The organism is Candidatus Merdisoma sp. JLR.KK011, from assembly GCF_036941125.1.
Classification (GTDB): domain Bacteria; phylum Bacillota; class Clostridia; order Lachnospirales; family Lachnospiraceae; genus Laedolimicola.
In genome coordinates this window covers 1,491,455-1,517,330 of the sequence record NZ_JAYWSZ010000004.1, presented here as the reverse complement: position 1 = coordinate 1,517,330, position 25,876 = coordinate 1,491,455, and the positions used below count along the sequence as shown (strand labels likewise).

General features: G+C 45.6%; 23 protein-coding genes and 3 pseudogenes. All 26 read right to left on the bottom strand.

Annotated features, from left to right (window positions below):
* Positions 1 to 250: 250 nt before the first annotated feature.
* Entirely contained in the window at positions 251 to 487 is a 237-nt protein-coding gene (locus VV089_RS21150; RefSeq protein WP_172543254.1) for a small, acid-soluble spore protein, alpha/beta type, read from the bottom strand.
* Between the two features lie 93 nt (positions 488 to 580).
* Positions 581 to 3,145 (bottom strand): preprotein translocase subunit SecA, encoded by a 2,565-nt coding sequence (secA, locus tag VV089_RS21145; protein WP_172543253.1) that lies wholly within the window; start codon positions 3,143 to 3,145, stop codon positions 581 to 583.
* A gap of 218 nt (positions 3,146 to 3,363) precedes the next feature.
* On the bottom strand, positions 3,364 to 3,888 hold the full coding sequence (hpf, locus tag VV089_RS21140) for a ribosome hibernation-promoting factor, HPF/YfiA family (protein ID WP_172543252.1): 525 nt from the start codon (positions 3,886 to 3,888) through the stop codon (positions 3,364 to 3,366).
* 55 nt (positions 3,889 to 3,943) lie between these two features.
* On the bottom strand, positions 3,944 to 4,714 hold the full coding sequence (hisA, locus tag VV089_RS21135; RefSeq protein WP_172543267.1) for a phosphoribosylformimino-5-aminoimidazole carboxamide ribotide isomerase: 771 nt from the start codon (positions 4,712 to 4,714) through the stop codon (positions 3,944 to 3,946).
* A 129-nt stretch (positions 4,715 to 4,843) separates the two neighbouring features.
* Positions 4,844 to 5,440, bottom strand: a pseudogene (locus VV089_RS21130) (peptidoglycan-binding protein); the annotation flags it as partial.
* The gene (locus tag VV089_RS21125; RefSeq protein ID WP_334337609.1) at positions 5,427 to 7,016 is read right to left on the bottom strand and encodes a recombinase family protein; all 1,590 of its coding nucleotides are present in this window, start codon (positions 7,014 to 7,016) and stop codon (positions 5,427 to 5,429) included. The pseudogene VV089_RS21130 and the gene VV089_RS21125, both read right to left, overlap by 14 nt.
* A gap of 239 nt (positions 7,017 to 7,255) precedes the next feature.
* The gene (locus VV089_RS21120; RefSeq protein WP_334337276.1) at positions 7,256 to 7,486 is read right to left on the bottom strand and encodes a hypothetical protein; all 231 of its coding nucleotides are present in this window, start codon (positions 7,484 to 7,486) and stop codon (positions 7,256 to 7,258) included.
* 201 nt (positions 7,487 to 7,687) lie between these two features.
* The gene (locus tag VV089_RS21115; protein ID WP_172543569.1) at positions 7,688 to 8,455 is read right to left on the bottom strand and encodes a hypothetical protein; all 768 of its coding nucleotides are present in this window, start codon (positions 8,453 to 8,455) and stop codon (positions 7,688 to 7,690) included.
* Entirely contained in the window at positions 8,456 to 8,914 is a 459-nt protein-coding gene (locus VV089_RS21110) for a hypothetical protein (protein ID WP_334337275.1), read from the bottom strand. It abuts the gene before it with no gap.
* A 2-nt stretch (positions 8,915 to 8,916) separates the two neighbouring features.
* A complete protein-coding gene (locus tag VV089_RS21105; RefSeq protein ID WP_172543571.1) occupies positions 8,917 to 9,393 on the bottom strand; it encodes a hypothetical protein in 477 nt (158 codons plus the stop codon).
* Between the two features lie 151 nt (positions 9,394 to 9,544).
* A pseudogene (locus VV089_RS21100) lies at positions 9,545 to 10,234 on the bottom strand (carboxypeptidase-like regulatory domain-containing protein); the annotation flags it as partial.
* Positions 10,235 to 10,397: 163 nt separating this feature from the next.
* Positions 10,398 to 10,733 (bottom strand): metal-sensing transcriptional repressor, encoded by a 336-nt coding sequence (locus VV089_RS21095; RefSeq protein WP_172541189.1) that lies wholly within the window; start codon positions 10,731 to 10,733, stop codon positions 10,398 to 10,400.
* 178 nt (positions 10,734 to 10,911) lie between these two features.
* Complete coding sequence (gene uvrC / locus VV089_RS21090) at positions 10,912 to 12,768, bottom strand: excinuclease ABC subunit UvrC (RefSeq protein WP_334337274.1); 1,857 nt, start codon at positions 12,766 to 12,768, stop codon at positions 10,912 to 10,914.
* 47 nt (positions 12,769 to 12,815) lie between these two features.
* The gene (locus VV089_RS21085) at positions 12,816 to 13,775 is read right to left on the bottom strand and encodes an ROK family protein (RefSeq protein ID WP_334337273.1); all 960 of its coding nucleotides are present in this window, start codon (positions 13,773 to 13,775) and stop codon (positions 12,816 to 12,818) included.
* A gap of 3 nt (positions 13,776 to 13,778) precedes the next feature.
* Positions 13,779 to 13,940: pseudogene (locus VV089_RS25315) on the bottom strand (winged helix-turn-helix transcriptional regulator); the annotation flags it as partial.
* Positions 13,941 to 14,266: 326 nt separating this feature from the next.
* Complete coding sequence (locus VV089_RS21080) at positions 14,267 to 14,452, bottom strand: hypothetical protein (RefSeq protein ID WP_334337272.1); 186 nt, start codon at positions 14,450 to 14,452, stop codon at positions 14,267 to 14,269.
* Positions 14,453 to 14,931: 479 nt separating this feature from the next.
* Positions 14,932 to 16,143 carry a mannitol dehydrogenase gene (locus VV089_RS21075; RefSeq protein ID WP_334337271.1) on the bottom strand — a complete coding sequence of 404 codons (1,212 nt, stop codon included), beginning with the start codon at positions 16,141 to 16,143 and terminating at the stop codon, positions 14,932 to 14,934.
* The gene (locus tag VV089_RS21070) at positions 16,140 to 17,162 is read right to left on the bottom strand and encodes a carbohydrate kinase family protein (protein ID WP_334337270.1); all 1,023 of its coding nucleotides are present in this window, start codon (positions 17,160 to 17,162) and stop codon (positions 16,140 to 16,142) included. Before VV089_RS21070 ends, VV089_RS21075 begins: the two co-directional genes overlap by 4 nt.
* Before the next feature lie 14 nt (positions 17,163 to 17,176).
* Entirely contained in the window at positions 17,177 to 18,013 is an 837-nt protein-coding gene (locus VV089_RS21065; RefSeq protein ID WP_334337269.1) for a class II fructose-bisphosphate aldolase, read from the bottom strand.
* Positions 18,010 to 19,143 (bottom strand): carbohydrate kinase family protein, encoded by a 1,134-nt coding sequence (locus VV089_RS21060; RefSeq protein ID WP_334337268.1) that lies wholly within the window; start codon positions 19,141 to 19,143, stop codon positions 18,010 to 18,012. The genes VV089_RS21065 and VV089_RS21060 overlap by 4 nt, the downstream gene beginning before the upstream one ends.
* Positions 19,133 to 19,585, bottom strand: a complete 453-nt coding sequence (gene rbsD / locus VV089_RS21055; protein ID WP_334337267.1) for a D-ribose pyranase — start codon at positions 19,583 to 19,585, stop codon at positions 19,133 to 19,135. The genes VV089_RS21060 and rbsD overlap by 11 nt, the downstream gene beginning before the upstream one ends.
* A gap of 154 nt (positions 19,586 to 19,739) precedes the next feature.
* Entirely contained in the window at positions 19,740 to 20,798 is a 1,059-nt protein-coding gene (locus VV089_RS21050; RefSeq protein WP_172541181.1) for a zinc-dependent alcohol dehydrogenase family protein, read from the bottom strand.
* 27 nt (positions 20,799 to 20,825) lie between these two features.
* On the bottom strand, positions 20,826 to 21,842 hold the full coding sequence (locus VV089_RS21045; RefSeq protein ID WP_172541180.1) for a substrate-binding domain-containing protein: 1,017 nt from the start codon (positions 21,840 to 21,842) through the stop codon (positions 20,826 to 20,828).
* 71 nt (positions 21,843 to 21,913) lie between these two features.
* The gene (locus tag VV089_RS21040; protein ID WP_334337266.1) at positions 21,914 to 22,879 is read right to left on the bottom strand and encodes an ABC transporter permease; all 966 of its coding nucleotides are present in this window, start codon (positions 22,877 to 22,879) and stop codon (positions 21,914 to 21,916) included.
* 42 nt (positions 22,880 to 22,921) lie between these two features.
* A complete protein-coding gene (locus VV089_RS21035) occupies positions 22,922 to 24,448 on the bottom strand; it encodes a sugar ABC transporter ATP-binding protein (RefSeq protein ID WP_334337265.1) in 1,527 nt (508 codons plus the stop codon).
* Between the two features lie 42 nt (positions 24,449 to 24,490).
* Entirely contained in the window at positions 24,491 to 25,537 is a 1,047-nt protein-coding gene (locus VV089_RS21030; RefSeq protein ID WP_172541177.1) for an NAD(P)-dependent alcohol dehydrogenase, read from the bottom strand.
* Between the last annotated feature and the right edge of the window lie 339 nt (positions 25,538 to 25,876).

Here is a 25,876-nt window from a genome sequence, read left to right as displayed (position 1 = left end):
TATTATACCATATCTTTGGAATTATGCAAGTCTCTAATTTAAAATCTTGTTATTGTTCCGCAAGGTTTTTCCAAAAACAGGCAGGGTTCCATATTTTCAGTCCTTTCTGCATTATAAGGAATTCTGCACAGCCGGATTGGAGGCCTTTAAATTATTCACCGTCGATGTAGGGCTTCAAATATCTGTAAATAAAAAAATATCTCATAGCGGCCTGCATACATCAGGCTGTTATGGGATATTTCTCCTCGTCTCACAGCAATTCCTCAATCAGCAATTCCCGTTCTTCGTCCTCCTTTTTAAGCTTTGCCTGCATTTCCTTCTTTTTCTTTGTCATCAAGCCTCCGATTCGTCCCGTTTCCTTGGCGGAAAGAGACTTCCACCCTTCGGAAACCACCTTGTCCAGCAGCCCCAGCTCCTCGGCAATCTCGTATTTTAACTGCTCCTCCGGCTCTAAGTTTTTCAGATCTACTTTTTTGGTTTTAGACATAAAATAACCATACCCCTTTCTATTTCCATTTATTAGGAGTATGGCCATTTTCTTCTTCCTTATTCGGAAATTTAGTGATCACTGTAATGATTTTTATTTCCTGCCGCAGCACTGCTTATACTTCTTGCCGCTTCCACAGGGACAGGGATCGTTGGGATAGATCTTCTCGCTCTCGCGCTTCTTGGGCGCCTTGGCAAGGCTGGTATCCTTATTGGTTCCCGTAACCTTGGCCACCTGCTCGCGCTCCGCCTTTTCCTCAACCCGTACATGGAGGAGAATCCGCACAGTCTCTTCCTGGATACTGGAAGTCATGGCAGAGAACATCTCATAACCGCTGAGCTTATACTCAACCAGCGGATCTCTCTGTGCAAACGCCTGCAGGCCGATACCCTGGCGCAGCTGATCCATATCGTCAATGTGATCCATCCACTTCCGGTCAATGACCTTCAAAAGGAACACGCGCTCTAACTCCCGGAGCATCTCCGAATTGGGGAATTCCGCCTCCTTCAGCTCATAGAGCTTGACTGCTTCCTCCTTCAGCATATGCTTCAGCTCATTCTTTTTCTTACCGCTTACCCGGTCCGGCGTAATCGGCTTTAATGGAATGGCCGGAAGAAGTATCTCGTTCAATCCCTTCAGATCCCACTCCTCCGGATCCTGGTCATCTCCAATCAGCGTATCCACCGTATTCTCCACCGTATCGGTGAGCATCTTGTAAATGGCATCACGCATGCTCTCGCCATTCAGCACCCGGCGGCGCTCCGCATAGATAATCTCACGCTGCTCATTCATCACCTGGTCATATTCCAGCAGATTCTTACGGATTCCGAAGTTGTTGTTCTCAATCTTCTTCTGAGCCTTTTCAATGGCATCGGAAAGCATCTTATGCTCAATCTCTTCATTCTCCGGCACACCCAGAGCATTGAAAATGCTCATCAGACGCTCAGAGCCAAAGAGACGCATCAGATCATCCTCCAGGGAAATGTAAAAACGGGATACACCCGGATCTCCCTGTCGTCCGGAACGGCCGCGGAGCTGATTATCAATCCGCCGTGACTCATGGCGCTCCGTACCGATGATCTTAAGTCCTCCGGCTGCTCTGGCCTCATCGTCCAGCTTAATATCCGTACCACGCCCCGCCATATTGGTGGCAATGGTCACTGCCCCGTGGCGGCCCGCCAACGCTACAATCTCCGCTTCACGCTCATGGAACTTGGCATTCAATACCTCATGGGGAATGCCCCTTCTGCGCAGAAGCACGCTCAGTTCCTCGGAAGCCTCAATGGTAATGGTGCCCACCAGAACCGGCTGGCCCTTCTTGTGAGCCTCCTCAATGGCATTGACCACCGCCAGAAGCTTCTCCTTCCGTGTCTTGTACACGGCATCCTGGAGATCCTGGCGGACTACCGGACGGTTGGTCGGAATCTCGATAACGTCCATACCGTAGATCTCACGGAACTCCTTTTCCTCCGTAAGCGCTGTACCGGTCATGCCGGCTTTCTTGTTATATTTATTGAAGAAATTCTGGAAGGTGATATTCGCCAGAGTTTTGCTCTCACGCTTTACCTTCACATGCTCCTTGGCCTCGATTGCCTGATGCAGTCCGTCGGAATAACGGCGGCCCGGCATAATGCGGCCTGTAAATTCGTCTACAATCAGAACCTGGTCGTCCTTCACCACGTAATCCTGATCCCGGAACATCAGATAGTTGGCCCGCAGAGCCAGAATGATATTGTGCTGAATCTCCAGATTCTCCGGATCCGCCAGATTCTCAATATGGAAATACTGCTCCACACGCTTCACGCCGTCGTCAGTAAGATTTACGACCTTGTCCTTTTCGTTGACGATAAATTCCCCTGTCTCCACGATTTCCTCACCCATAATCGCGTTCATCTTGGAGAATTCTCCGCTGGCCTCGCCGCGCTTCATAGTCTTTGCCAAGGCGTCGCAGATCTCATAGAGCTTCGTAGACTTTCCGCTCTGCCCGGAGATAATAAGGGGCGTTCGGGCCTCGTCGATGAGTACAGAGTCCACCTCGTCGATGATGGCATAATGAAGCTCTCTCTGTACCAGCTGCTCTTTGTAAATCACCATGTTGTCACGGAGATAATCAAAGCCCAGCTCGTTGTTGGTCACATAGGTGATGTCGCAGTTGTAGGCTGCCCGGCGTTCGTTGTTGGTATTGCTGTTCAGCACCACGCCTACGGTGAGGCCAAGGGCTTCGTGAACCTTGCCCATCCACTCTGCGTCACGGTGCGCCAGATAGTCGTTGACCGTTACTACATGAACGCCCTTTCCCTCCAGCGCATTCAAATAAGCCGGAAGGGTAGACACCAATGTTTTTCCTTCACCTGTTTTCATCTCGGCGATACGGCCCTGGTGAAGAATGATTCCACCGATCAGCTGAACACGGTAATGCTCCATCCCAAGAACACGCCTTGCGGCCTCCCGCACGGCAGCAAACGCCTCTATCAGAATATCATCCAGTGTCTGCCCTTCTGCCAGACGCTCTTTGAACTCCTTTGTCTTCCCTCGAAGCTCCTCATCGGACAGCTCCATCATAGCAGGCCGCAGAGCCTCTATCTTGTCAACTGTCGGATAAATCAGCTTTAACTCACGCTCACTGTGGGTTCCGAACATTTTCGTTAATATACTCATCCAACTAAACTCCTGTTTTTTCGTTTTGGGGGCATAGCAGCCCTATTTTTGTATTGTAGCACTATCCTGTGGATTATTCAAGAAAATATGGTGTCAGAAGCCCATGAGTTCGCATCCTTTTGTCTTTCGCATCTGATTTCGCATTGTACCTGCCTGCATTTTCAGTTAAAAAGGCGCTGCCAGTACGGCAGCGCCTCATTTTTCCTACTCTTTTCAGCTTAATCCTCCGGCTCCATCAGTCCGTAGGTATTGCCTTTTCTCTTATATACCACATTGACCTGATCTGTCTCTGCATTGACAAATACATAGAAGCTGTGACCCAGCATCTCCATCTGGATGCAGGCGTCTTCCGGATACATAGGCTTCCGGTCAAACATCTTGGTACGGATGATCTTTACCTCCTCATCCTCTGCCTCCCGGTCAATAAACTCCTGCCGGAAGCTGCCGCCGCCCTGCTCTCTCTGCACCAGCTTGTTCTTATACTTCCGGAGCTGGCGCTCAATAACCTCCTCAACCAGATCGATGGATACATACATATCATTGCTTACCTGCTCGGAACGGATCACCGTCCCTTTCACAGGAATGGTAACTTCAATCTTCTGTCTCTCTTTTTCAACACTCAAGGTAACCTGTACCTCTGTGTCCGGAGTAAAATAGCGCTCCAGCTTTCCAAGCTTGTCCGTAATCGCTGTGCGAAGGCCTTCTGTTACTTCGATGTTTTTTCCGCTGATAATATAACGCATATAATCAACTCCTTTACCTTTTCTCAGACTACAGGTACAACGAGCACCTGGAATCTTATTCCAAGTATACCACATCTCTGTAAGGGATACAACCACCAAAGAGACTTAAGGCACTCCCAATCGTCACGTCCAGCCGTCCCTTTCCCAGCTCCCTAAGCCGCAGCACATCCTCCATACTGCCCACGCCTCCTGCATAGGTAACGGGAATTCCCTGCCACTCTCCCAGAAGAACCGCCAGCTCCTCCTCAATGCCGGAAGCTTTTCCCTCCACATCCACTGCATGGACAAGAAACTCGCCGCACCAGGCGGCAAGCTCCGTCAGAGTCTCTTTTGTCACCGGCACGCTGGTAAACCTCTGCCAGCGATCTGTTACGATATAATAGAGGCCGTCTTTTTTCCGGCAGCTTAAGTCCAGCACCAGCCGCTCCTTTCCGACCGCCGCCTTCATCCGTTCCAGATTCTCATAGGAAATCCGCCCGTCCCGAAAGACATAGGAGGTCACGATCACATGGGAGGCGCCTGCGTCCAGATATTCCGCCCCATTCTCTGCCGTAATGCCGCCCCCTGCCTGGAGGCCTCCGGGATATGCCCGAAGAGCCGCCAGGGCCTGTGCCTTTGTGGCCTCATAGTAAGGGGAATCCTTGCTGTTCAGCTGAATGATATGCCCTCCCTTAAGACCGTCCCTCTGATACAGCCCGGCATACCAGGCCGCATCCTGCTCCGACACAAAGTTTTCCCTGGCAAAATCTTCTTTGTCGGTAAGGCTTCCGCCTACAATCTGCTTTACTTTTCCGTTATGAATATCAATACAGGGGCGAAACCGCATGGAAGCTCCTTCTTTCTTTTGTTTTTTCAAATACAGCGAGTTTTACCTGCTTATTATAAACTATCTGTCTCAGAGTTCAAAAACTAATAATTGCATTATAACAGACCCGCTGTTTATTACAAGACAAATTTACCATCTGGGCGCGCCTTCTGCAATCCGCGATACTCCTACGTAGATTTCGGAAATCTTATACCAGGTAGGATAATCCACCACACCAGTAGCCGGCAATCCGAAAATAGACTGGAAGGTACGTACCGACTCCTGAGTTGCAGGGCCAAAGATCCCGTCCTGGGCTATGACAGGCATCGCCGGATAGGCTTGTGCAATCCGGTTAAGCTGCTCCTGCATCTGCAGCACCTTCTGTCCCCGGGAGCCTACTGACAGATCAGATCCGGGCCAGGAATAAGGAACGCCGGAGATCTCTTCCGCTATATTGATGTAAATGCTGTTTCCATAATAATTACGGAGTATGTCAATCGTGGAGTATCCCTGCTCCCCCAGATACTGGCTTCCCCACTGGCTCATCCAGTTAGGGCAGGTCACCCTCTGCCCATCGCAGTACTGGGTCAGAATCGGCTGCTTTACATTCGGCCTGGACAGATAATTTCCGAACATTTCGTCCACAATGCGGGAGATATTTTCAAAAATGTTTCTGCCGTTGATCCATTTGTGATCGAAGGCCGTGGAGGAGGTGATGGTGAAGTCGTATCCCTTATTTCGATACCACATAATCATCACTGATTCTTTGTACAAAATCCTCTAAATTTACTCTGAATCTGATCTTAATGTCATCATTGTAAACATCTATCCGCTCAATTAATTTTCCTATGATTACCTTTTTCATAGGAATTGGAGACTGCTCGAAGGTTTCCTTCCAATTTATAGTGAGGTTATTATACTTCTCCAGGTCTTGAGAGTTTAAAAAGGATTGCTTATATTCCCTTTCCATCTCTCCCAATGTTCCTATTTCACCCTGCAGGCTTTTCTCCCGCTCCTCTAATAAGCTGGATAACTTTTCAATCGGGAGCACATATTCCCCACGAATTGCATAGGGTATTTTATCCTCTAAGGTTGCAATATCATGTTTCAATGTTTCAATTTTTTTCTTTTGCTGATTGATATTACTTTTTAATGCCCTTCTTTGCTTTTCCCACATCTCTAAAAGCTCTGGATAAACCTCTTCCCTGCCTAAAGAATCCATATAATACCCTATGACATTTAATAAAACCGGCTCTATTTCTTCCTGCCTGTAAGTACCTCTTCCCTCACATTTTAAAGAACCTGCCGCCTTTGTACCACAACGATACCTGCCTGCTATTTTTTTCCTTTTTTCCCCATCCTTTGTTGTCCAATAATCATATTTGCTCCCATTGGTAAACTTTCTCCCACAATATCCGCAATACAGGACATCCATAAATAATAAACGCCCGCTTGTGGAAATAGGATAAGCTTTCCTTTGCCTTTTTACACGGCATTCTCTTATATCTTGTACTTTGTCCCAAATATCCTCTGGTATGATAATGTATTCCGGATTAGGCTGTTCTGAATAGGTTTTGCTTCCATCCGGCCCCCCATCTCTTCGTGCCACATATCCTTTATATATTGGGTTTTTTAATATATGGGAAATGGAGGTACTTTTCCATTCGCCGCTTTTAAGAGCCGGCACTTTTTGCTCATTTAAAACTTTTGCAATTTTAAAAGAACCATATCCATAATTAAGTGCATAATTGTATATCTGACGCACAAGCTTTGCCTTTTCCTCATTTATGGCTAATTTCCTTGCAATCCTCCCATGAGCATTCATTTCACCTGTGGGAACTAAATCATAACCTAAGGGGGCACATCCGCCTACAAACTCCCCTTTCTTTACTTTATCCAGCTGCGCATCTCTTACACGGATTCCAGTTTTCCGGCTTTCTCCCTCTGCCTGCCAGAAACGAATATAGTTTAACAGCTTGTCAATATGTTCTTCGGTCTCAATTCTCCCCTCTTTGACTGACCAGACCTCAATCCCTAAATTATTTAAGTTTGATACATAAAGCGGTGTCTCACCTTCCCTGCGGCCTAAGCGATCAGACATATAAACCAATAAAATGTCAAATTCCTTTTTAGATGCATCCCTCACAATCTCCATTAATATGTCCCTTTCACTGATGGCTTTCCTATAACCAGATACACCTTTTTCTATGTACTCCTTATCAAATTTCCAGTCTGGCTGGTGAGCAATGAACTCCTTACATTCATTTCTTTGTAATGGTATATCATCTCCATGCAGCTGCTGTTTTGATGATACACGATACATACATCTTACTCTCTTCATTTTCTTGTTTTCTCCTATTTCAGTTCCGTAATATCCCTCCCAGTACACTGGTATGAAATCAATTTCCAGCCACAAAAAACTTGTGTCTGGAAATTGATTTGTGTACTTCGAGGGATATTACTGTTTTAAAGTCGCTGCGCGACAGCACTAAAAGTTCCTCTCGTGCGCCTTTGCAGCTTTACCGTCCAGCAGAAATTTTTTTCAAAAACACTTAACATTTCTTAGCTGGACTGCTCTAAATGTGTAGGGGACGATAACGCTGTATTCGGGCTTTGTCCAGGACTTTCTAAAAATTTATCCCAAAATCCTTCCTTTAATATTTCTCTTATTTCCTCCTTGATTTTTTTGCTTTTAGGATTATTTTTAAATTCTAAGGTTATATGAAATCTTCCTGTGTCTGGGCTTTTATAATTATAAGCTATCCCTTTTACCTTTCTTTTGATCTTTGCCACATCCTATTGATTTCTTATTTTCAACTTATGATTTCTTGTTTTTCCATATACCCAAATAAATAATGATATTTAATTATCGACAAACGCTTTTATCTTAAACTATATTAAGCGTATATCTGCAAGCTTGAATTGAAATCAAATAAGCACTGACTTTATGGGTCAGTGCATTTTCATAAAATATTACTCTTAAAAAGTCTTTTATCAAATTTGGCTTAATCTATATGTAGAATTTTTACTAATTGATTTATTATCCAGATCAAGCAGCTTATCTTTTGTATCATTATATTTACAACAATATTTACAATTACCACACATATTATCTATATGTTTATTATTTAATTGTAATTGTATATTCGAACAATCCTCTATCCAGCATTGTCCCACTGTGTTAAATACATTGTCCTTTTTAGTTATTTTAAAACGTCCATTTATTTTGTTTGTAACATCTATCAATAAAGCATTTGCAAAATGTTCTCTATTATTTCCAGAGTCCCTTTTATATTTTTCTATGAAATCAGCTATATTTATATTTGACTTCAAATAATAATCTTTACCTTCATCCAAGCATGACTGAACATACCTTAATGCCTTTAATGTCACTTTATTTACGTTACTTAGTTCATACATATTTAATAATTCTTTGTATGATAAATAAAGTTCTTCGAAACAGTAGTAACTTGTAAACTTAAAATCCACATCCTTAGATGCACAAACAGCGTATGTATTCATTATAAACTGATGTGTATTAAAATTATGTGTATTTGCTATATTATCAAAAGCCACAAATAATTCATCCCCAGATTTTAGGCTGGGTAATAATAAATATACTTGATTATTTAATGTTGTATTTCCTCCATTATCATTCTGTAAATCAACTAATATATAATTGCCTTTTCCTCTAAACGTATGCGCTGCGCAATCCCAAAAACATCTGGCAGAATTGGAATCTTCTGTTATTATATATAACATTCAATTCCACCCCCTTACATTGAAGAGATATCTCAAACGTACTGTATTATCCTCGACCTCTAAATTAGCAAAATAATTTGGTGATAAGTAGATGCCTAATGGCTTTCTGGAAAATATTAGATATTTATTTATGTCTGTATCAGAATTTATGATATCTATGTCTGCTTTTTCTAATATTAAATCTGCTCGGTCTATTATTATTAATTTATGATTTTGTTCTGCTAACTTTTCTTTATTACTTCTATCTAAGATAAATATATTGTCAAGATTATATTTTTTGAGTGTTTGTACATTACTGCTATTTTGATATCTCTTTATTATATTACATAATAAGCTCTTTCCGGTTGCTGAATACCCGCAAACTACCGTCTTATTCCCTTTTAATATAAAATTAAATGTCTTATTTGTATTTGTTTTTATATTTAACGTGTTCGTATCCCAATTAAAACACTGCATCATTTCTAGTCTCTCCTATCTGCACATGCCCAATAAAATGCCAGTTGATTTATTCTGTGACTGTTATTTACTAAATATTCTCTTTCTTTACATTTATATAAATCATCTTCATGCTCCAGAACAATTGATAAGTTTATATTATTGCTCTCTAATACATCAAATAAAACTTCTAATGCATTACTTCCGCATTCAGTTGCGTTTATAGCTTTTACTGTTGGAAATGCATTTGGATTTTCATAAATATATATTGTATTTATCACTGTTTTGCAGCCTGTAGATAAATCTGTTACGCCAGCTATTCCAAAGGGTGTTTCTATCTTCCCTGTATTTAAGTCTAGTAATTTTGCCTTGTCTATCTGTTCCATTACGTCTATTGATTTTTGTGAAAGTGCATCGATGTCTATGTTGTCAAAAAATGATTCATTGTCTATAATTATTTCCTCTGGTTTAAAATAGTTTGTTGACGTAAATAATCTAATCATTCTTTTCTCCAATTCATCTGATTTTGTACATTATACCGCAAAACCATGAAAATTACAAATTACTGTATAAACTAATCTGCATCTGCCGCATACCTATCTCTTTGTGCATTGGCTGTGTCACTGCAGGCTTTTTTACCCATGATTTCTACACACTCCGATACCACTCTGTGTACACACGATTCAAGGTAAAAGACATAATAGCCAGAATATTTGCCCGGATCGCCGCATCGCTCCAGGTTGCATAGATTTCACTGGACGCCACATTTTTAATGTAATCTTTGTACCGAACCCAGTAGTTTGCAGCGGAGCTGTCTGTCGGCACTCCGTCGTGAACAATCACATATTCCGGAACCACAACCCTGCTCAGAACAATCTCACCCGTTTCATTTACCGGCTTGATCTCCGCTTCCGCAATCTTAGGCGGATAATCCCCGAACAAAGTGTGGGCCGGAATAATAAAACGCTCGTACTCCCTTCCCTCCTGAACAGGTATCATCTGAATATTCTGCACTGCCTTTACATCCGGAAGTATCTCAGCTCCCACCACTTCTACCGGTTCATACCCCGGCGCGGTCACTTCCATCGTATATTCCGAATATGGCTGCTGCTCGCTGGGTTCTACGCTATATTCCAGCGGAGGTGCATAAAGTTCCAGCTCCTCTGTCTGTCCCGATTCATTCGTAGTCACTTCCTCCAGTTCTCTCCCCGGTTCCCCCGTATAGTAAATTGCTATCTTAGCCCCTGATATCGGCTTCGCCCCAAGAGCAGATGTCACATTAATCTGCAGCTGCCCCTTACTGTCCGTATCCTGCTGCATCGCCTTTATCTGAAATTCAGCCATAAAAATCCCTCATCCCCCATTTTCTCCATATAGTATATGCGAAAAGCAAAGGAAATGTTCAAACCGCTTGTTTATTTTATGAAATCCACAAAAAAACTGGCATCTTATCTCAATACCAGTTTTCCCAATGAACATTTATTTACTTTTTCTTTTTTAAAAAATCTTACTTCATAAACCGGTCAATGGCCTCTGTCAGTTCCTCAATGGCCTCGTGATCTCCGCACTCCACCGCATCCACCAGACAGTGCTCAATGTGATCTTTCAAAATCACCTTGGCCGTATTGTTAACGGCAGCCTTCACTGCTGAAAGCTGCACCAGAACCTCGCTGCAGTCCCGGCCCTCCTCCACCATGCGCTTTACCGACTCCATGTGGCCGATGGCCCGGGAGAGACGGTTCAGAACAGCCCTTGTATTCTGGTGGGTGTGGGTATGCCTGTGCCCGTGCTCATGCTCATATACGGTTCCGTCTTCTGCAATATGTGTATGCTTTTCGCCCATGTTGTCAACTCTCTTTTCCTTGTATATTCCATCTAAAATCTTGTTACTGCCCACTCCATGAAAAGTAACGAAATCTCTGCAGAGCAAGGCTTATGTGTTTCCTCTTGTCTGCTGAAAGTATTGTACCACAGGCAAAGCCGAAAAACAATCCGCCCTATGGGGATGTTTTTACTATGTTTTAATGGAAAAAATCATAAACCTGCTTCGCCGCCCTCTGATTCATAGACGGCACAGCCGCCAGTGTTTCCACATCTGCCCCCCGGATGGCATCCAGAGACTGAAAATGCTTCATCAAGGCCTTCCGTCTTGAGGGCCCGATTCCTTCGATATCATCCAGAACCGAATGCACCTGTTCCTTACTCCGCAGCGAGCGGTGATACTCAATCGCAAACCGGTGGGCTTCATCCTGTATCCGTGTAATCAGCCGGAAGCCCTCGGAATTCTTCTCAATGGGAATCTCTACATTGTTAAAATAAAGCCCCCGGGTGCGGTGATTGTCGTCCTTCACCATTCCGCACACCGGAATGGACAGCGCAAGCTCCTTTAGCACCTCCAGGGCAATGTTCACCTGTCCTCTGCCGCCGTCCATCATCAGCAAATCCGGAAAACGGGTAAAGCTCCCGAACCGGCTGGAAATCTCCTTATCTTTAAGCTGCCGCTCCTCCTCCATTCCATGAACAAAACGCCGGGTCAGCACCTCCCGCATACTGGCGTAATCATCAGGCCCCTTCACGGTCCGGATCTTGAACTTCCGGTAATCGCTGCGCTTTGGCTTTCCCTTTTCATAGACAACCATGGAACCTACGGACTCAAAGCCGTTGGTGTTGGAGATGTCAAAGGCCTCCACGCGGCTGATTTCGGAAAGCCCCAGAAGAGCTGCAATCTCTTTCATCGCGCCGATGGTACGGCCCTCCTCCCGTTTGATCTTCTCTTTGTCCTGGCTGAGCACCAGAGCTGCATTTTTCTTTGCCAGCTCCACCAGCTTCTCCTTTGTGCCGATTTTCGGAATCCGCAGGTAAACCCGGTGCCCTTTTCTGGAGGAAAGCCACTGCTCAATCACTTCCCCGTCCTCGACAGCCTCCTGCAGCATCAGCTCCCGGGGAATATAGGGCGTTCCCGCATAGAACTGCTTGACAAAGCTGCTTAGAATCTCCTTCGTCTGCTCTCCCTCCGCTATCCTGAGATAAAAATGATCCCGTCCGATAAGACGCCCGTCCCGGATAAAGAAGACCTGAACCACCGCGTCCTCCCCCTCGCTGGCCAGGGCGATAATGTCCTTATCCTCCATGTCGCTGTGGGTAATCTTCTGCTTCTGGGCAATCTGCTTCACGCTGTTGAGAAGCTCCCGCTGCTCAATGGCAGTCTCAAACTCCATGGCATCTGCCGCAGCCCTCATCTTCTCCTCCAGCTCCCGGATAAGGGGCCCGTAATTCCCGTTGAGAAATTCCAGAACCTTGGCAACATTTTTCCCATATTCCTCCCTGGAAATATACCCCTGGCAGGGAGCGCAGCACTGCTTGATATGGTAATTAAGACAAGGCCGCTCCTTCCCTATATCCTTGGGCAGATTCCGATTACAGGTGCGGATCTGGTACAGCTTATGAATCAGATCAATGGTGTCCTTCACCGCTCCGGCGCTGGTGTAGGGGCCGTAATACTTCCCCTTATCCTTTTTTAACTGACGGGAAAAGAGCACCCGGGGGTACTCTTCATTCACAGTTACCTTGATGTAGGGATAGGTCTTGTCATCCATGAGCATGGTATTGTATTTCGGCCTGTGCTCCTTGATAAGGTTGCACTCAAGCACCAGGGCCTCCAGCTCTGAATCGGTGATAATATATTCAAACCGGGCAATATGGGTCACCATCTGCTCGATTTTGACTCCTTTATTCCGGCTGGACTGGAAGTACTGCCGCACCCGGTTTTTTAAAGAAATGGCCTTTCCCACATAAATGATGGCGTCCTTCTCGTCGTGCATCAGATAGACACCCGGCTTGGCTGGAAGCTTTTTCAATTCTTCTTCAATGTCAAACATCGCTTACCGTCCTCATTTTCCGCATAATGATGCGGATTATATTATGTTTAGATCTGAGAAATAAATTCATCAATATAGTAAAGGGCCGCTCCCATGGCGGAAGCTTCCTGGTTCAGGCGGCTTACCTGGATGCTGGAGGGCTTCATCTTAAAATTGCAGCGTTTTACCGCCAGCTCCCGGATCTTCTCCAAATGAGGACTCACATAGCGCCCTACATAGCCCCCCAAAAGCACCTCACAGTCAAAACTTACATGTAAATTATTAATAACAATCACCAGATAACGGAGATATTCTTCCCATGCCTCCCTGCATGCAATATCCCCTTGCTCCAATTTTTCAAAAAAAAGCGCCAGATTACCGTCTGTCAAGTTTGACAGCAGAGATGCTGAACAGTAAGCATCTACACACCCATAATTTCCACAATAACAGCGGCGTCCTTCCGGAACAAGCGTCATATGCCCAAATTCACCGCTGCGCATATCCTCGCCATAATACAAATTTCCATTCACAAACACCGCACCGCCTACCGAATTGCTTAATGATAAGTACAACACATCCCGGCCCGAATGATTATTGTAGAGCTCTGCAAACCCACCCGCATTCGCATCGTTCATAAAGTGATACGGATATTTAATATAACCCGCAAGCTCATCATACAATCCTGTCAAATCATCGAAAAGAGGTGCATATATAACGCTCTTGCCATCAGCTCCAATAATAGCCGGCAGAGATACGCCCACCCCCAAAATATGTTCTTCTGAAATCCTGCTGCTTTTTATCATATCTTGAAGCAGCTTTTCCACTGCCGCATAATATCCCCGTCCCTGCTGGAAAGATAAACGGTAACGCTGAGATTTAAGTACCTTAGAAGCAAGATCAACCATGACTAGATTCACATGATTAGGCGTTATATCCAGCCCTAAGGCAACACGGGCTGCGGGATTACTGGAAATGATCTTTGCTTTTCTTCCTCCGGTGGACTGAAACGAACCATTCTCTTTTACCAATCCCTCCTCAATCAACTCATTTAGATTCTGAGACACTGTAGGAATACTGATGTTAAGCTGATATGCTATCTCCTGTTTTGAAGTGTTCTCTTTCGCGAGTACTATCCGATAAATATTATTTCTATTTATTTTTTTTATCTCTATATTTGTAGCTTTACTCAACACGCCTTTTATTCCTCTGAGATCTTTCTGCCATTTTATTTTAATATAACAGAATGTCTGCAAATTTGCAAATTTTAACTTTTTTTGAACTTGCGCTTGACGGGTTTAATAGAGCGCAGACATCCGGACTGGAAAAGAGCGTAAACCGATAGATAAGAAAAGGCAGCTATCCGTAAAAGGATGGCTGCTCAATAGAAAACCACAAAAATTTAAGCAAAGTAAATCGTTAATTTTTACCTTTTTGGTCATTTATCATTGCAATAATATTCATAGCGGGTAACACAACAGGAGGCATTCCAGGCTGTGTTGTAATAATAGATATATAGCTTCTAATGTAAGGAAACATCAGAATATCCAAAAAAAGTTTGACATGGTGCAAAAATACGACTAACATCTTCGCTAGTTACTGCATGAACACCGTTTCCATCCTTAATCATAGGTTCCTCTGCACTATCACTTAACTCAACATTGTACTTCTCACACAATGCAAAAAATAAATTTTTATCAAACATCATATCACCTCTTCTTCAAATATAGGCATATTTCCAGGACATTCTTTTTGTATTTCATCCAATGTACTTATGGTTTCTGTTAAAAAACAATCCTACTGGCTATTATCATCAAGATCGAGAACTTCATCATCAGCAGCCTCTATAAGCGGCTGAAAAATTACACCTCCACAATTGCCATTTTGTAACGAACTATTCTTCCTAAGCAATTTACGGCTTTTTACAATTTCTTCATTCCATGAATTTTGTATAGACATAGATTGAAAATTTAAATATATCATTTCTGAGCAATAAAATCAATCTAGAGTTACTGCAATTCTATCCCCATAGCTGCAAATGGAATGTTCTGATTATTTGATATATAAAAAATGCTTAATATATAAGTAATCCTTTTTCTTGTAGTAAAAGTTACAATATATTACAATAAAATAACCTTCAAAAGAAACCTTACCGGTTATGCCTGGTTTCTTTTGAAGGCATATTTCTTAAATAATATCCCCAAGATATTCCGCTTCCATCTTCTGTGCCCGCTGCTTCATTTCTTTTACAGAGGCTCTCCGGCAGAACATTCCATAAAATTCCAGAATCTTGGCTGCCTCCCCGGCTGTCTCATCAAGCTCCGATAATTCCTTCAGTACTTTTGCCGCCTGCTCCATGCTCTGTTCTTCTTTCTGTTCTTCCAGATATCGGTATACCGCTCCGGCCGCTCCGAGAAAAATGTACGCCGGGCAGATTCCCTGCTCCACGCAGAGCATGGAAGCGCCTATCAGCCGATCCCTCCGGGACAGCTTTCTTGCAGGATCCGCTCCTACTCTCCCACAGGTATCCTGCAGCGCCTCGTTTGTAAAGCGTGCCAGCAAATCCTGAACATGAAGCAGGAGCTGTTCCAAATCCGCCCCATACTGCCGGGCTGCTGCCCTCGCACTCTCCAGCATTGCATTTTCCACGATGTACTGTATATCGCTGTCGTCAATGGCCTGGTAAATATACTCTTTTCCCAGATATCCTCCCAGATAAGCGCAGACCGCATGTCCCATATTATGTATATAAAGCTTCCTTTCAATGTAAAATCCAAAGGGAGTGTAAGGAACCATGTTTTTTATCTTCGGAATCGGACCCTTAAAGGCAGACTTATCTACCGGCAGGAAACCATACCGCTCCACACACACCCGCAGCAGGTTCCCATCCTTCATTTCTTCTATCTGTACCGGAACCATTCGTCCGATAGAGGCCTCTACCAGCCCGATGTTTTTCTCAAACCAGCGCTGCTCTTCCTCTGTCAGATGCTCCCGAATCAGCGAATCCAGTAATTTATCTGCATCAATCAGATTTTCACAGATAATGATATCCAAAGGCTTTCCGCCCTTCTGCATCCGCATGCGGATTCCGGCAGCAATATTGGGGGCTATAAATTTTAGTATTCTGACCCCCACTGCCGTCGCCATAATATCTGCGTCCGCAATAGTCTGGGCAGCCAGCTCTGCATCATTGCCGTTGACAGCAGATACCGGCTCTACAAAAATATCCTCTTTTTTATCTGTGGAAACATATCGGACGGGATATCTCTTTTCCCGGTTCAATGCATCTACCACAGGCTCCGCCACATCTATGAAGGTTACATCATAGCCCGACTGGCTGAATAGTAATCCGATAAAACCGCGGCCTATATTTCCTCCTCCATACATCACTGCTTTCATTCTGCCGCTCCTTTCTCTGCATATTTCTCCGCCAGCTCAAAAATCTCTCTTACAGAACGCAGACCGGAAAGGGAATCTGCCTCCGCCAGATTTGCCGCCGCTGCCCCATTGGCCAGAAGCATCGCCTTCTCCATAGGATAGTCCTGGTATAAGGCATACAGAATTCCCGCACAAAATGCATCCCCGGCCCCTACGCTTCCTTTGATGTAGCCTTCCGGAAGCTTAAGGGAAGGTGTGAACCCCTGTCTTCCGTCACTGGTGAGATAGGCTCCTCCCTCCGGCGCATGAAGCACCACCAGATCCGAAACCCCACATTCCATGAGCCTTCCGCAGATTTCTGTCAATGCCTCCCGGTCAAGGCTTCCGTCACTCCTCCTGGGTTCTATTGCCGCAATTCTTCCGCCCTCAATCTCATTTGCAATAAAATAATTACAGTACTTTAAAGCAGGCTTTACAACCTGGGCAAAACGTTCGCCATCCTCGCTTACTACATCCATGGAGGTTTTTACTCCCAGGCTCTGCACCTTTGCCAGAGTACGCGCCATAACCGTCCCATATTCCGTATCCTTTTCATCAAAACGATCCAGCAAAAGCGCATAGCCTATATGGAACATCCTGCACCTTCCGATCTGCTCATAATCCAGATCCTCCGGCCCAAATACAGCGTTTGCCCCCCGTGCCTGGAAAAAGGTTCTCTCTCCTGTCCTTTGAACAGTCATCACATCGGTAAAGGAGGTCATAGTTCCTTTCTTTGTGATTACGCCGTCCATACCAATGTGATATTTCTTTAGGAAATCCATGATAACAACGCCTGCATCGTCCTCTCCCACAGCGCCGCAGCACTGCAGTAAAAGCTTCGGATCCATGGTAGCCAGGCAGCCAAGGGTATTTGCCGCACATCCCCCAGGCCCTTGGGACTTGCTTAAAATATTGCAGAGCATCCCGGGCTTTGCATAAGTGTCTATCATTTTTACATAATCAACAATGAGATTTCCCGCTATTGCAATTCCGTTTTTCATCGCAGCTTTTCCCCTTATTTTTGCTCATTCTCCCGTTTCAGAACCAAAATCTTTTTATAGGCTGTCTGATAACACTCCTCTGTAATTGTGCCGCACAAATCAAACAAATGTCTGCCCGGCGCTGCCTCTATCCTTTTTACCGCCGCAACGCACATATCCGTGTAATAATTCACCTTCCTGATACCAAGGGAAACCGCTCTTCTGATATCCTCATCCGGAATTCCCGAAGCACCGTGAAGAACTAGGGGAATCCCGGTCTTCAAAAAGATCTCTTCCAGGATGTCAAACCGGAGTTTAGGCTCAGCCCTGTAAATTCCATGAACATTTCCGATAGACACAGCCAGGGCGTCAATCCCGGTCCTTTCTACAAAATCACGTGCCGTCTGCGGATCGGTAAACACATGGCTGTCATCCTCAAACAGCTCCCCCAGGCCCGACACATGGCCCAGCTCCGACTCAACAGAGATGCCGTGCTTATGGGCCAACTCCACAACCTTTTTTGTATTGGTTACATTGACCTCATAAGGCTTATCCGAACAATCTACCATTACCGATGTAAACCCGCAATCCATTGCCTTCTCAATGTTGTCCCGATTCGTAAAATGATCGGTATGCAGGACGACTGGTATTTCTGCAGCCTCTGCCATGCACCGGACTGCCTTTGCAAAATAGGGCATGTCAATGTGATTGATAAACGGTTCCCCATAGGCAATGATTACAGGAGACTCCAGTTCCTGTGCGGCCCTTAATACACCTTTTACCATTTCCAGATTAAAGCAGTCAAAGTTTCCCACTGCATAATTCCCTTCCTCTGCCGCTTTTAACACTTCTGTCAGCGCTGCCAGACTCATATTTTCTGCCTCCATCCTTGTTCAATTTTATAATTTAATTCCTCTAACCTTGGAATATTGCTTAATGCATCATAGGACGCAACACAGGATGCGCCGGATGCCGCAGCCAGCTCCACACATCTTTTCAAAGAATATTTCCTCTGCAGGGCAAGCAGAAAGGCTGCGATGCTTACATCGCCGGCGCCTGTCCCTGACTTTACGCACTCCGGTTCAAAGCAGGGCATAAAAAGCTCCTGGGAGCACCAATTCTCAAAAGCTTCCGTCAGGCCGCCTCCTATCTCCTGCAAAGCCTCCTGGGATGCAGTTTTCAGAAACATTCCCTGCGTGCCGCATTTAATCAGTACGATTTTTCCACCCCACTCCATAAGGCGGTCAGCCTGTTCCTTTACATATTCCAGGGAAACAACCTCGGCAAAGCTTTTCTTCTGTTCTGCCGCTTTTTTGTTCAATTCCAGAAAGCCTGCGGGATCCACTGCACAGGAAAGTTCCTCAATACTGGGCAGAAAAATATCCACATAAGGAATCACCCCCTTTACTGCATCACGCCAATTAACACGGCTTGCTTCTCCCCCTGGCGCTGCAACAGCCATATCCAGAGAAGTTGCCGTTCCCAGCTCTTTGATATGCCGGTACATTTCTATCAGCTCTTTTGCACCATTTTGATAAAACTGCCGCATACTCTGTGGATAGCCAAAGTGAAAGATACATGCCTCCCGAATCACCTGATCATCCAGCTCTCTCCAGGAAAAACAGTCATTGCAGCCCGTATCGTGCAGAAATATCCGGTCGTATCCCGGCACCGCAAGGACAATGGAATAGCTTGTACTTCCTTGATCCGTATGTAAAATCGTTGAGGAAACGGAATACTTTTTGAACTCCCTCTCTAAAAAATCTCCCAAAAAGTCATTTCCGATCTTTGTCATCAGATGGATGCTTCCCCCAAGCTTTGCAATTCCAAGCCCTGTATTGGCAACCGCTCCCCCTGCACTGATGGTAATCCCCTTTGTTCCCACTACCTTTCCCGGCTGCAGAAGCTCATGGAAGTCCCTTGTATTTTTATGGGGAAACTGCGGCGTTACATCTACGCACACCAGCCCTGCCACTACAATTTTCTTATCCTCAGCCGCCATTCTCCTTCTCCCCGGGCAGATCAATGATGAGTTCTTTTTTAAACTGCATCACACCGGATGCTCCTTCCAGAAGTATATTGGAATAGCATCCCAGTTCGCCGCTGCGCACGATAAATTTTGCCTTTCGGGCCAGCTCCAGAAGCTCTGTCTGGGGCACCTCTTCAAATTCCTGCTTTTGAAAGGTATCCTTTAAAAAGGTATAGCCTTCCTCATTCAATCCCTTCATCTCACTTGCAATAGTCGCCTTCTGTATGACAACTTCGTCCAGGATTGCCTTCAGACACTGCTTCATACTGGGAATATGAAAGCTTAAGGCCAGATCGATTCTTTTTACATCCTCCGGAATCGGAAAACCTGCATCGCAGAGCAGAAAGGTATCTCCGTGTCCGATGCCTGCCAGCGCATTGCTGAGAGGCTGATTGATTACACCGCGTCTTTTCATTTACAGCACCTCCTTAAAAATTCCATAATAGCTTTTTTCCGCCTCTGACTGATTCTTAGATTTGCAGAACGGGGCTGCCGCAACAGCCCCGTCTTTATATTGCTTTATCCCCCTTCTCCTTATTCGTTACTGTTCACTCCGTGGCCAGTAACCCTTACTCCTCCTTGTTAGGATGAATAATTACCTTGATAGAACTGCGATCCTTTACATTCTCATCCAATCCGTCATAGAAATTGTCTAACGGGAATTCTCCTGTCACCAATGCATCGCCGTCTACCACCTTTGATGCCAGCACGTCAACGGCTCTTCCGAAATTATGAGACTGGCAGAAGGATGTGCTGAAGGTCAGCTCATTGTTAAACATAAGATTTGGATCCAGCGTCATCTTCTCCTTGCTGTGTACAACTGCATACTGAAGAAGCATACCGCCCTTTTTCAAAAGCTTCATGGAATGCTCGCATACCTTCGGGCTTCCTGTTGCATCTACAATCAGATTTACACCCAAGGGCTCCTTCTCAAGGAGGGCCTTCTCATGCGCAGAATAGTCGTTCCGATCCATAGCAATAGTTTCAATCCCCATTTTTTCAGCCAGCTCAAGCTTACTGGAAGCCCCGGCAATCATGTATACCTTACTTGCATTGGATGCCTTATAAAGCTGAGCCAGAATCAGCCCCATGGAGCCGGCTCCGAATACCACAACCGTATCGCCGTATTTCAGATTGGAACGATCAACAGCGTGAAGACAGCAGGCAACGGGCTCGCTTAATGCTGCCGCATTGAAGGAAAGGCTGTCCGGTATATGGAATACCTTCTCCTTTTTCAGTCTCACAAACTCTGCAAAACCGCCGTTGATATTGTGTCCCAAGGACCCGAAGGTGGGACAGTAATTGGATTCCTCTCTCCGGCAGTAATAACAGTCGCCGCAATACTCGGTATTGTCTGCTGTTACTCTGTCGCCTGGCTGAAATTCCGTAACATTTTTTCCTACCTCATATACATAACCTGCGAACTCGTGTCCCGGAACAACCGGATACTTTGCCAGATCTGTGCCGGTTCCGTTATCATGATCATGCTCCACGCCCTTGCAGATGGAGGCCGACATGACTTTGATAATCACCTCGTCATCGCCGCATTCCGGATAGGGAATCTGGCGTATGCTTGAATTCTCACGCCCGGGCTTGTCATACATCAAAGCTTTCATTGTTTTTCCCATAACTAACCGCTCCTTTATTTTTATCGTTTACTGGTAATCTGCAATATTCTCGCTGGTCAGAAGAATCGGATCGATGTTGTATACATCCTCTACTTCTTCGCCCTTTGCCATCATCAAAGCCACATCAATTGTCTTTTTTGCGATGGTTTCCACATCCTGCAGAACGGTTGCATCCATCTCGCCTGCAGCCACAGAGGCCTTAGCCGCATCAATTGCGTCAATACCGATTACAAAGATCTCTCCCGCCTTGCCTGCATCTGAAATCGCATCATATGCACCAAGAGCCATCTCATCATTGTGCCCTACTACTGCGTCAATCTGCTCGCCTGTCTGCATCCAGGTTTCCATAAGATTCATTCCCTCGTCACGGTTCCAGTTTGCAGGCTGGGTATAAACCACTTTGATGTCCGGATAATTTTTAAGTACATCGTTGATTCCATCATTTCTCTTAAGGGCTGCGGAAATTCCTGTAGGTCCTTCCAGAATTACGATATTGCCTTTTCCCCCAAGCTTCTCTGCCATCCACTCCATTTCCATCTGGCCTGCAATATAATCATCCTGTCCGACAAAGGGGCAGACACTCTGATCCGCAATCTCACCCTTGGTAACCAGAACGGGAACGCCGGCTTCAATTGTGGACTCTGCAGCTACCTGGCAGGCTGCCGCATCGTAGGGCTGGATAATGATGCAGTCCACGCCCTGGGCAACCAATGTCTCACACTGGGCAACCTGGTTCTCTCCGGAAGCCTCTGCATCCAGAAGCAGGAAATTAATACCCAGAGATTCCGCATAATCTTTTGCCGCCGTGGTACATACTGCATTGGATTCATTGGCCAGGTTTCCGTCTACCCAGGCAATGGTATAACTTCCGTCGTCTTCCGATCCTTCTGCAGGCGCTTCTGCCTCTGGCGTCTCTGTCTCCGGCGCTGCTTCCTCCTGCGCAGGCGGTGTCTCTGCTGCAGGTGCTTCCTTGCTGCCGCAGCCCGTCAATAAAGCTGCCGTCAATGCTGTGCTCAACAATACTGCCCAAACTTTCTTTTTCATGTAAAATCCTCCTTTTGGTTTAAAATGTTTTTTATAATATCTGCCTGGATGTTCCGTACACCTGACAGCTATTACTCCTTTTTTCTGTCTGCAAGCACTGCCAGCAGAATGATTGCTCCCTTGATAATCTGTTGGTAATAAGAAGATACATTCAGCAAATCCAGTCCGTTCGTCAGAATGCCTACCACCAGAATTCCGATAAAGGATCCGAATACGCTTCCCTTTCCTCCCGACAGACTGGCTCCTCCGATAACTGCAGCCGTAATGGCATCCAGCTCATACCCGTCGCCGCCTGCAGGCTGTCCGGTCTGAATCCGCGAGGAGAGCAAGAGCCCCGCAAAAGCTGCGCAGAAGCCGCTGATCATATAGACCAGAAATTCCACTCTCTTTACATGGATTCCGGACACGGTCGCTGCCTGCTTATTTCCTCCAATTGCAAATACGTGTCTTCCGTATTTAGTGTATTTTAACAGGAAGGTTCCTGCAATCAGAAAGGCCGCATAGAGAACCACGGCTACCGGAACGGGTCCCCAGGATGCCCGCCCAATGTATTTATAGGCAGCGGAAACTCCTGTAACCGGACGGCCGTCTGTAAATACATATACGATTCCTCTGGCAATGGTACAGGTCGCCAGTGTGGCAATAAAGGCCGGAATATTGGCAAATGCAATGAAAAATCCACTGAATGCCCCACAGCCCATCCCAATAAGAACCCCTACAAGAATTGCCGCAAATATGGGCGTCGTTGTTCCGTCCTGAGCCAGGCTTGCCGCAAAGCAGGCTGACATAGCCACAATCGCTCCTACGGACAAATCAATTCCGCCTGTAACGATGACAAAGGTCATGCCCACTGCCAGAATTCCATAGACGGAATTCTGTTTCAGAATATTAAATATATTGGTTACTGTAAGAAATGAGCTGGACGCAATGGAAAGCGAAACAAACAAAACCAGCAACGCAATATAGACTCCGTATTTTCCAAGGATGGCTCCTATCTTTACTCTATTCCCTGTATCTCTTCCAATCTCTTTATTCATGAATCCTTAGTCCTTCCTAATTTAGAGTTGCTACTGTAAACCTCATCCTGCTGCCTTCTGACTCTTTCCGCCCTCGCCGATCGCATACGCCATCAGCTCGTCCTGATTCAGCTCATCCCGATTAAACTCACCTGTGACCCGTCCCTCATGCATGACAATCACTCTGTCGCTCATCCCCAAAAGCTCCGGTGTCTCAGAAGAAATCATAATAATGCTTTTTCCTGATTTTACAAACATGTCCATCAGCTTATAGATCTCTGCCTTCGCCCCGATGTCGATTCCCCTGGTAGGTTCATCCATAATAATCAGATCCGGGTCTCCCATAAACCACTTTGCAATAACAATCTTCTGCTGATTTCCTCCGGAAAGATTCCCGGCAAGGGTATTCTGCGACGCACATTTGATACTGAGCTTTTCAATCAGGTCTGCGGCTGTCTCCTTTTCTTTTTTGAAATCAAGAAGAAAATGTGCTTTCAGTATCAGATCCATATAAGTCATTGTGATATTGTCTTTTACGGAAGCAATCAGATTCAGACCCGATATTTTGCGGTCCTCCGTGATGTAGGCCATCCCGTTTGCAATGGCTCGTTTTACAGAATGAACGCTGCTGCCCTTCATCTTCACAGTACCGGCATCCGGCTTGTGCAGGCCGAAAACTGTATCCATAACCTCCGTTCTTCCTGCGCCCATAAGGCCGAAAAATCCAAGAATCTCTCCACGCTTTACTTCAAAGCTGACCTGTTGGAATTCGTGCTCTCTGGATAAATTCTTTACTTCAAGAAGCACTTCCTCTCTGTCAAACTGGGCCGTCTGCTTTGCATCCTTGATAAATACATTTTTCAGTTCCCGGCCTACCATCATATTGATCAGCTTTTCATGTGTTACCTCTGATGTAGCCACACTTCCAATCCATTTTCCATCCCGAAGCACAGTAATCTGATCGGTCAGCTCATAGATCTCATCCATTTTATGGGATATATAGACAATGGACTTATTCTGCGCTTTCAGCTTGCGGATAATCTTGAAGAGCTGCTCTACCTCTCTGTCAGTAATCGCGGAGGTAGGCTCATCCATAATAATGATATCTGCATCAAAAGCAAGCGCCCTCGTGATTGCTACCATCTGCTGCTGTGCTGTGCTCAGATTTTTAATCTTTTCTTTGGGAGAAATATGAATCTCCAGTTCTGCCATCAGCTCTGAAGTGCGATTCTGCATCCCCTTTTTATCAATGACGATCCCCTTTGTTCTCTCGCGCCCTGCAAATACATTCTCTTCTACTGTCATCTCCGGCACCAGATCCAGTTCCTGGTGCACCATGGCAATCCCTTTTTCCAGGGCATCTACGGGATGCTTTGCCTGGAAGGGCTGCCCGTCAAAGAGAATCTCTCCCTTGTCCGGCGTATAGATTCCGGCAAGAATCTTCATTAAAGTGGACTTTCCGGCTCCGTTTTCCCCTACTAGTGCATGAACCTCGCCCCGTTTTAGATAAAGATTGACCTCGTCAAGGGCTACAACACCCGGAAATTCTTTTCTGACATTTTTTATCTCCAATACATATTCGCCCGCCATAGCTCACTCCTTCTTATTGTTCGGCCGTCTCAAAACCCTGTGTCAGCAGATTCTCACCACCGCTTTCACAATATCCGCCTTGTTATTCACACTGCTGTCCATAGCGTTCTGAACATCATCCAGGTCAAAGACATCGGTTACGATTCCTTTGAGATTCACCTTCCCCTCGGCAACAGCCTGGATTGCCATGGGGTAAATGTGGCGGTAGCGGAATACGGATTTTATGCTGATCTCCTTATCCAGAATCAGTCCTGTAGGCAGATTCATATCGCCGGATGCGCTGTAGCCTACCTGAACCAAGGTGCCGCCCTTTACCAGCATCTCAATACCTTGACGGGCACAAATCTCGGTTCCGGAGGTCTCGATTACCAGATCGCAGCCTCTTCCGCCTGTGAGCTCCATGATTCTTTTTACCGTATCCGTCTCTTTGCCATTGACCACGTCTGTGGCTCCCAGCTCCAGGGCCTTTTCCAGACGCTTTTCCATAATGTCTACCACGTAAACGGTGGTAACGCCCAGGGCTTTCAATGCCATCATGGATACCAGGCCGATACAGCCGGCTCCTGTGACAACTGCCGTCTGCCCCATATGGGCTCCTCCCTGCCGGGCCGCATGAAAGCCTACGGCCAGAGGCTCAATCAGCGCGCCTTCCATGGTGCTCACATTGTCCGGAAGCTTAAAGCAGAGGGCCGCCTCATGGGCTATGTACTCCTGAAATACGCCGTCCACCGGAGGCGTGGCAAAAAAGATAACGTCCGGGCAGAGATTGTAGCGGCCTGTACGGCAGAATTCGCAGTGGCCGCAGGTCTTTCCGGGCTCTAAGGCAACCCTGTCTCCTGCCTTCAGATGTGTTACATTCTTTCCGACCTCCACCACGGTGCCGCCCGGCTCGTGTCCCAGTACAAAGGGCGGCTCAACAATGTAGTTTCCGATTCTTCCATGCTCGTAGTAATGAAGATCCGAACCACAGATTCCCACATACTCCAGCTTCACCAGAACCTCGTCGTCCTTGGGAACCGGAATCTCTCTTTCCTCAAATCCCATTTTACCGATGCCAAGCATCACGGCTGTTTTCATCTTTCCCTCCATAGCTTTCTCTTATATCCTCCTGTAGTTATTTTACTAGTTTTTAAATTTATTTTAAAATATATCTTATTAAGATTGCTTTATTATCTCACTATTTTGAATATATGTCAATACCAAATTTTAGTTTTTTTGTGTAATTCAACTATTCTCTGCCATATAATATGCCATGCATGTATCAATAACTGTAAATAATGTGCCCGAGATCCACTCCGGTTATGTGTCTGCAATGCAGCTCTGCCGCAGAAATGCCCCTATTGCTCCGAAGGGTCATCGAGCAGGGAAGATTTATCTTCCTCCTGTTCGATGCGCCGGGGAGTATGGTATTATTATGCCAAGTTAGTA